The sequence below is a fragment of the Streptomyces sp. NPDC059524 genome, assembly GCF_042749255.1.
GTDB lineage: Bacteria > Actinomycetota > Actinomycetes > Streptomycetales > Streptomycetaceae > Streptomyces > Streptomyces xanthii.
Genome location: NZ_JBHYTK010000120.1, coordinates 18,436 through 24,641, shown reverse-complemented (window position 1 = coordinate 24,641; position 6,206 = coordinate 18,436). Strand labels below are relative to the sequence as shown.

Below are 6,206 nucleotides of genomic sequence, written 5' to 3'. Positions count from 1 at the left end.
CCGGCCCGGGTCCGAGCCCAGGCCGCCCGGGTGTCCGACCCCCCGAGGGCGCCCCGCGGGGCCGGGCGGGGGGGCCCCCGCGCGCACGACGGCGGCGCGGCGCGGCTGACGCGGCAGCGCCGTGGTCAGCTCGGCGATCTCCTCGTCGGTGGGCCGGCGGTCGACGGGCAGCCGGACCGCCTTGTGCTCCTGGCCGGTCGGCCGGAACACCAGGCCCGTCTCGAAGAGCGCCAGGTCGTGGCTGCCGCGCCCGTCGTTGCGGCGCAGCGCGCCGAGCAGGCCCGGCAGCAGCGTCGTACGGAGCGAGGGCTCCTCGTCGGACAGCGGGTTGACCAGGTCGACGGTGACGCGGCGGGCGTCGTCCGCCTCGATGCCGAGGGCGTCGAGGGCGGCGGCGCCGATGAACGGGTAGTTCAGCGCCTCCACGTAGCCGGCGCCGGCCAGGGCGCGGCCGACGCGGCGGTGCAGCCGCTGGCGCTCGGTCAGGCCGCGGCCCGCGGGGGGCTTCGGCAGGGTCGAGGGCAGGTTCTCGTAGCCCTCGAGCCGGATGACCTCTTCGGCCAGGTCGTTCGGGTCGGTCAGGTCGGGGCGCCAGGACGGAACCGTGACGACCAGCTCGTCCTGCCCGTAGACGTCGCAGCCGACCTGCTGGAGGCGGCGCACGACGGTCTCGCGGCCGTAGGCGACGCCCGCGACCTTGTCCGGGTGGTCGGCGGGGATCGAGATGGTGCGCGGGGCGCCCGGGGCGATGACCTCGGTGACGCCCTCCTCGGCGGTGCCGCCGGCGAGCAGCACCAGCAGGTCGACGACGCGCTGGGCGGCCGCGGAGGCGGCCATCGGGTCGACGCCGCGCTCGTAGCGCTTGGAGGCCTCGGAGGTCAGCTTGTGACGGCGCGCGGTGCGGGCGATGGTGATCGCGTCGAAGTGCGCGGCCTCGATGACGACGTCGGTGGTGCCGGCGTCCTCGGAGTGGTCGGCGATCTCCGTGTTGGCGCCGCCCATCACGCCGGCAAGGCCGATGGGGCCGCGCTCGTCCGTGATGACCAGGTCCTCGGCGTCGAGGACGCGCTTGACGCCGTCGAGCGTGGTGAGCTTCTCGCCCTGCGTGGCGCGGCGCACCCCGATCGTGCCCTGGACGAGGGAACGGTCGTAGGCGTGCAGCGGCTGGCCGAGCTCGAGCATCACGTAGTTCGTGACGTCGACGGCGAGCGAGATCGGGCGCATGCCGGCCTTCTGCAGGCGGCGCTGCAGCCAGATCGGCGAGCGGGCCTCGGGGCTCAGACCGGTGACGGTGCGCGCGGTGAAGCGGTCGCAGCCGATCGGGTCGGAGACCTGGACCGGGTAGCCCTGCGCGTTGGGCGCGGGGACGTCCAGGAGCGCCGGGTCGCGCAGCGGGAGCCCGTACGCGATGGCGGTCTCACGGGCGATGCCGCGCAGGGACAGGCAGTAGCCGCGGTCCGGGGTGACGGCGATGTCGAGGACCTCGTCGACGAGCTGGAGCAGCTCGATGGCGTCGCGGCCGACCTCGGTCTCCGGCGGCAGCACGATGATGCCGTGCGTGCCGTCGTCGCCCATGCCCAGCTCGTCGGTGGAGCAGATCATGCCGTGCGAGGTCCTGCCGTACGTCTTGCGCGCGGCGATCGCGAAGCCGCCGGGCAGCTCGGCGCCGGGCAGCACGACGACGACCTTGTCGCCGGCCTGGAAGTTCCGGGCGCCGCAGACGATCTCCTGGGGCTCACCGGTGCCGTTGGCCTGGCCGACGTCGACGGTGCAGAAGCGGATCGGCTTCTTGAAGCCCTCGAGCTCCTCGATGGTCAGCACCTGGCCCACCACGAGGGGGCCCTTGATGTCCGCGCCGAGCTGCTCCACGGTCTCGACCTCGAGGCCGACCTGGACCAGCTTCTCCTGTACGTCGCGACCGGTCTCGGTGGCCGGCAGGTCGACGTACTCCCGCAGCCAAGAAAGCGGGACCCGCATCAGATCTCCATCCCGAACGGCCGGGTGAACCGGACGTCACCCTCGACCATGTCTCGCATGTCTTCCACGTTGTGGCGGAACATCAGCATCCGCTCGATGCCGAACCCGAAGGCGAAGCCGCTGTACTTCTCGGGGTCGACGCCGCAGGCCACGAGGACCCGCGGGTTGACCATGCCGCAGCCGCCCAGCTCGATCCAGCCCTCGCTGCCGCAGGTGCGGCACGGACGGTCCGGGTTGCCGACGGACGCGCCGCGGCACACGTAGCAGACCATGTCCATCTCGGCGGACGGCTCGGTGAACGGGAAGTAGTTGGGGCGCAGCCGGGTCTTCATGTCGGCGCCGAACAGCGCCTGGACCATGTGGTCCAGGGTGCCCTTCAGGTCGGCCATGGTGAGGCCCTCGTCCACGGCGAGCAGCTCGATCTGGTGGAAGACCGGGGTGTGCGTGGCGTCCAGCTCGTCGGTGCGGAAGACCCGGCCGGGGCAGACCACGTACACGGGCGGCTCGCGGTCGAGCAGCGTGCGGGCCTGGACGGGCGAGGTGTGGGTGCGCAGCACGACACCGGACTCGTCGCCGACCGTCTTCGCGCGGCCCTCGGGGCCGGCGACGAAGAACGTGTCCTGCATCTGCCGGGCCGGGTGGTCGGGCGTGAAGTTCAGGGCGTCGAAGTTGAACCACTCCGCCTCGACCTCGGGGCCCTCCGCGATCTCGTACCCCATGGACACGAACACGTCGGCGACGCGCTCCATCATGGTGGTGAGCGGGTGCCGGGCGCCCTCGGGCACGCGGTCGTAGGGCAGCGTGACGTCCACGGCCTCCTCGACCAGGACGCGCGCGTCGCGCTCGGCCTCCAGCTCGGCCTGGCGGGCGGCGAGGCCCCGGCCGACGGCGGCGCGGGCCTGCCCGACGAGCTTTCCGGCCGCGGCCTTGGCCTGCGGCGGCAGCGCGCCGATCTCGCGGTTGGCGAGCGACAGCGGCGAGGTGCCGCCGGCGTGCGCGACCTTGGCCTCCTGAAGCGCCTCGAGCGAGTCCGCGGCGGCGAAGGCGGCGAGCGCCTCGTCCCGCACGCGCTCGATCTCTTCCGGTTTCAGTGCCTCGACCTCGACAGGGTCGTACGACTTGTTCGGTGCCGACATCTCTTCCCGTGCTTCCGATTGGCTGGCGGATGGCCCCGTCTGCGACGCGTCCCTGTCTTTGGGACGAACCGTCTCTGATCTGGAGACGCAATGTGCCAAAGGACGAGTCTAGCGGGGGTGAGGTGGGTGACTGCGCCCGTGGGGCCGGTCTGCTCAGGCGTTGAGATACGCCGGCGTGGCCACGGGCAGCATAAATCGGAACCGGGCGCCGCCGCCGGGCGCGCGCCCGACCGTGATCGAACCCCCGTGGGCTTCGACGATGCCCTTCACGATGTACAGGCCGAGCCCCGTGCCGCCGCGCTTGCTGCCCCGCCAGAAGCGGGTGAAGACGCGGTTCATGGACTCCTCCGGGATGCCGGGCCCTTCGTCGCTCACGGTGACCGACGCTCCGACCGGGTCGGTGGGCTCGACGTCAATGGTGACGGTTCCCTCGCCGTGGCGCACCGCGTTTTCCAGGAGATTGCTGAGCACCTGGTCGACCTTGTCGGGATCCGCCCACACCTTGGGCAGCGGCTGGGTGACCCGGAGCAGGAACCGGTCGGCGGGCCGGCCGGAGGCGACGTGGGCCTGGATGTGCCGGGAGACGGCGGCCGCCACGTCGACGGGCTGGCGGCGCACCTCCAGCCGGCCTGAGTCGATGCGGGAGATGTCGAGGAGCTCGGCGATCAGCCGCGTCACGCGGTTGGCGTCGGCGTCGACGGTCTCGAGCATGAGCCGCTTCTGCTCGTCGGTGAACCGCTCCCACTTCGCGAGCAGCGTCGCGGTGAACCCCTTCACGGAGGTGAGCGGGGAGCGCAGTTCGTGGGCGACCGTGGCGATCAGCTCGGCGTGGCTCCGCTCGGTGCGGCGCCGGGCCTCGGTGTCGCGGATCGAGACGACGACCCGGCGCACGGGCCCGGTGGGGCGGCTGCGCACGTACCGGGCGGTGACGAGGACCTCGCGGCCGCCGGGCAGCAGCAGGTTCCGCTCGGGCTGGCCGACCCGGATGGCGAGTCCGCCGTACGGGTCGGTGAGCTGCCACCAGCGCCGGCCCTCCAGGTCCTCCAGCGGCAGCGCGCGCTCGAGCGGGGCGCCCAGGGCGCGCTCGGCGGGGACGGCGGTGATGCGCTCGGCGGCGGCGTTGAAGCAGACGACACGGCCGCTCTCGTCGGCGACGACCAGTCCGTCGGAGAGGTCGTCGGGGTCCAGGCCGAGTCCCGCGGGGTCGCTCGCCCGCGCGGGCCTGCTGGTGCGGACTGTCATCTCCCCGTACCCCACCTCTCGAAACGGCGCAGTGGGCCCCGAGTCCGTCACCCTACTAGCTGGACGTGACGGACCGGCACCCTCCGGGCGCGCGCTGTGCCCGCGCGGACGCGTACAGGCACACGGCGGCGGCCGTCGCGAGGTTGAGGCTCTCGGCCTTGCCGTGGATCGGGACGCGTACGACGGCGTCGGCGAGGGAGCGGGTCTCCTCGGGCAGGCCCCAGGCCTCGTTGCCGAAGACCCAGGCGGTCGGAGTGCCCATGGTGCCCTGGTCGAGCTCGTCGTCGAGGTCGTCGTCCCCGGCGCCGTCGGCGGCGAGGATGCGCACGCCGGCGGCCTTGAGTCCGGCGACGGCCTGTTCGACGGGGACGCCGACGGCGACCGGCAGGTGGAACAGGGAGCCGACCGAGGCGCGGACGGCCTTCGGGTTGTAGAGGTCGACGGAGGCGTCGGTGAGAATCACGGCCTCGGCGCCGGCGGCATCGGCGCAGCGCAGCACGGTGCCGGCGTTCCCGGGGTCGCGGACGTGGGCGAGGACGGCGACGAGCCGGGGCCGGGCGGCGAGGATCTCCTCGAAGGGGGTGTCCAGGAAGCGGCAGACGCCGACGAGGCCCTGCGGGGTGACGGTGGTGGAGATGTCGGCGATGACGCTCTCGTCGGCGAGGTGCACCCGGGCTCCGGCGGCGCGGGCCTCGCCCACGATGTCGGCGTAGCGCTCGGCGGCGTCGACGGTCGTGAACATCTCGACGAGCCCGCCGTGCGCGGCGGCCTCCCGCACGGCCTGCGGCCCCTCGGCGAGGAACAACCGCTCCTTCCCCCGGAAGTTCCGCTTCCCGAGCCGCCGGGCGGCGGAGACACGGGGCGACTTGGGAGAGATCAGTTCGGGGGCAACCATGAGACTCACCTTGAGAAGGACGCCCCTGAAAGGGGCGCGGGGCAGTGTCGATGTGCGGCTCCGCCGCGTGGGCACGACCAGCCACATACAACGTGCACGCGGCCTACGAGAGAACACGGCAGACGAGTTGCCGAACGCACTCGGACCCGCAAGCACTCGGCTTGCGGGTCCGAATATCACGTCCGGCTCAGCGGAGCGCTCAGGCGGCGGCCTTCGGCGCGTTCACGTCGGCCGGGAGGGCCTTCTGCGCGACCTCGACCAGCGCGGCGAACGCGTTGATGTCGTTGACGGCCAGCTCCGCGAGGATCTTGCGGTCCACCTCGATGTTGGCGGCCTTCAGACCCTGGATGAGGCGGTTGTACGTCATGCCGTTCTGGCGGGCAGCGGCGTTGATGCGCTGGATCCACAGCTGACGGAAGTCGCCCTTGCGCTTCTTGCGGTCGTTGTAGTTGTAGACCAGGGAGTGGGTGACCTGCTCCTTGGCCTTGCGGTACAGACGCGAACGCTGACCGCGGTAACCGCTGGCCTGCTCGAGGATCGCCCGACGCTTCTTGTGCGCGTTCACCGCGCGCTTGACGCGTGCCACTTTGTAACTCCTTGTAGCGGGGCCGGGGTTGTCTTCACCCGACCCGAATTCGAATAGGTCCCGGTCAGTCGACGCTCAGGGTGCTCAGCACCCGAGCATCACTTGCCGAGAAGCTTCTTGATCTTCGCGGCGTCGCCCGGGGCCATCTCGGCGTTGCCGGTGAGGCGACGCGTCACGCGGGACGACTTGTGCTCGAGCAGGTGGCGCTTGCCGGCGCGCTCACGGAGCACCTTGCCGGAGCCGGTGATCTTGAAGCGCTTGCTGGCACCGCTGTGCGACTTGTTCTTCGGCATAGCGCCGTTCTCTCCTCGTCAGTGGCGCTCCCGGCGCGGGGGGTGGGAGCGGAGACCGAACCGCCTCGGGCGGAGAG

6 protein-coding genes are annotated in these 6,206 nt (G+C 72.1%); all 6 read right to left on the bottom strand.

Annotated elements, in window-relative coordinates:
• The coding region (gene pheT, locus ACFW9D_RS27830) for a phenylalanine--tRNA ligase subunit beta (protein ID WP_384626138.1) at window positions 1-1,977 on the bottom strand (1,977 nt) is incomplete at its 3' end.
• Window positions 1,977-3,113, bottom strand: coding sequence for a phenylalanine--tRNA ligase subunit alpha (pheS, locus tag ACFW9D_RS27825; RefSeq protein ID WP_188339932.1), 1,137 nt, complete (start codon window positions 3,111-3,113; stop codon window positions 1,977-1,979). The genes pheS and pheT, both read right to left, overlap by 1 nt.
• A gap of 153 nt (window positions 3,114-3,266) precedes the next feature.
• Complete coding sequence (locus ACFW9D_RS27820; RefSeq protein WP_188339931.1) at window positions 3,267-4,355, bottom strand: ATP-binding protein; 1,089 nt, start codon at window positions 4,353-4,355, stop codon at window positions 3,267-3,269.
• Between the two features lie 55 nt (window positions 4,356-4,410).
• Complete coding sequence (locus tag ACFW9D_RS27815; RefSeq protein ID WP_188339930.1) at window positions 4,411-5,250, bottom strand: RNA methyltransferase; 840 nt, start codon at window positions 5,248-5,250, stop codon at window positions 4,411-4,413.
• A 199-nt stretch (window positions 5,251-5,449) separates the two neighbouring features.
• Window positions 5,450-5,836 (bottom strand): 50S ribosomal protein L20, encoded by a 387-nt coding sequence (gene rplT / locus ACFW9D_RS27810; protein WP_030493496.1) that lies wholly within the window; start codon window positions 5,834-5,836, stop codon window positions 5,450-5,452.
• A 98-nt stretch (window positions 5,837-5,934) separates the two neighbouring features.
• Window positions 5,935-6,129 (bottom strand): 50S ribosomal protein L35, encoded by a 195-nt coding sequence (gene rpmI, locus ACFW9D_RS27805; protein WP_003977225.1) that lies wholly within the window; start codon window positions 6,127-6,129, stop codon window positions 5,935-5,937.
• Window positions 6,130-6,206 lie beyond the last annotated feature (77 nt).

Bases quoted from the DNA above. Each gene is read 5' to 3' on its own strand.
- pheS (WP_188339932.1), bottom strand. From the start codon at position 3,113: ATGTCGGCACCGAACAAGTCGTACGACCCTGTCGAGGTCGAGGCACTG.
- ACFW9D_RS27820 (WP_188339931.1), bottom strand. From the start codon at position 4,355: ATGACAGTCCGCACCAGCAGGCCCGCGCGGGCGAGCGACCCCGCGGGA.
- ACFW9D_RS27815 (WP_188339930.1), bottom strand. From the start codon at position 5,250: ATGGTTGCCCCCGAACTGATCTCTCCCAAGTCGCCCCGTGTCTCCGCC.
- rpmI (WP_003977225.1), bottom strand. From the start codon at position 6,129: ATGCCGAAGAACAAGTCGCACAGCGGTGCCAGCAAGCGCTTCAAGATC.